The 1,350-nt window shown below is 30.0% G+C and carries 1 protein-coding gene; it reads right to left on the bottom strand.

Annotation, left to right across the window (positions count from 1 at the left end):
* Positions 1 to 33 precede the first annotated feature (33 nt).
* On the bottom strand, positions 34 to 1,281 hold the full coding sequence (locus ACR0QS_RS13240; protein WP_432633922.1) for a peptidoglycan DD-metalloendopeptidase family protein: 1,248 nt from the start codon (positions 1,279 to 1,281) through the stop codon (positions 34 to 36).
* Positions 1,282 to 1,350: the final 69 nt, after the last annotated feature.

Genomic DNA, 1,350 nt, shown 5'->3' with positions numbered 1-1,350 from the left:
TTATATAGAAAAATTTAATTTTATATAAATAATTTATCGTCTAACGAGGAATTTTCTTATTGGAATAAAATCGGCGGGATTTAACGCTTCTCCGTTTTTTCGCACTTCAAAATGCAAATGGCTTCCCGTTGAATTTCCCGTGCTTCCCATTCTTCCTATCATGACTCCGACTCCGACATTATCACCAATTTTCGTTGTTATTCTATTGAGATGCCCGTAATAAGTCGTATAGCCTTTATCATGACGAACGATTACCAAATTTCCGTATCCTCCGCTATAGCCCGCGAATATCACTTTTCCTTTTCTTGCCGCATAAACGGGAGTATTCAAACTTCCCGGAATATCGACTCCCATGTGTTTTGTCCTCGTTCCGCTAATCGGATGGATTCTATAACCGAAAACGCTGCTTATTCTGTTGACGATTGTAGGCAAACTAAACATTTGTCCGAATTTATCTATTCTTTCGTCCAAAGTATATTTTGCGCCGGGTAAAAATATATCGTCTCCGATTTTTATATCCGAAACATTTTCTATTTTATTGAAAGCCAAAATTCTATTTAATTGAATATCGTATTTGTCGGCTACTTCCTCGATTTTTTCGTTTGCGTTAATCGTATGCAATAATCCGTTTCTATTTGGAATTATAATCTTTTGTCCTGGGCGTAGTTTATTTGCGTTGCTTATTTTATTTACGCTAACCAGAGTATCCAAACTCGCCCCGATTTTTCGAGATATTGTTGTGAGATTTTCGCCTTCTCCAATAGTATATTCTTCGTATTTGATTCCTATAGTTCCATCGCTATTTAAAGTATAATCCGAAGTTATATAATCGTAAAAAATGCTCGAAACTTTTTCGTTTATATTTTCAACGGAAGGAAGCGAAGTGATTTTAGGAATATTTAATAAAACTTCTTCCATATCGTTATTTGTAGCGGGACTCATTTCGGACAATATTTTTTTGTAGGTTTCGTCCGAACTATCCGATTTTTTGACATTAACCGAATAATTATATTTATTTTTAATAGCAAATATTAAAAAATTGAATAGCAAAATAAAAATTATCAATAATGAAATTTGAACTTTTCTATTTTGTAGTAAATCAATTAATTTGGAAAAATCGAAATTCATTAAAACATTTTCCGCTTTATTTTTAAGATATTCAAAAAGTAGATTTATATTTTTTTTCAAATTATTAAATAAATTATTTTTAAAAATATTTTTTCTTTCGCTTCTTTTATAGCTTCTCAAAACTCTCGTATATTTAATTTGTTTCTTTTTCATAATCAATATTCATTAGTTTTATTTTTATTTTTTTAATTTTATATTTGAAAGATTTTATAAGATTTTTAT

This window comes from Brachyspira sp. (assembly GCF_050873525.1).
Taxonomy (GTDB): Bacteria; Spirochaetota; Brachyspiria; order Brachyspirales; family Brachyspiraceae; genus Brachyspira.
The sequence above is the reverse complement of the archived record's forward strand: the minus strand, read 5'-3'. Positions and strand labels throughout refer to the sequence as shown.

What these genes read in the sequence shown, in the direction of transcription:
- ACR0QS_RS13240 (WP_432633922.1), bottom strand. Translation starts at nt 1,281, where the DNA reads ATGAAAAAGAAACAAATTAAATATACGAGAGTTTTGAGAAGCTATAAA.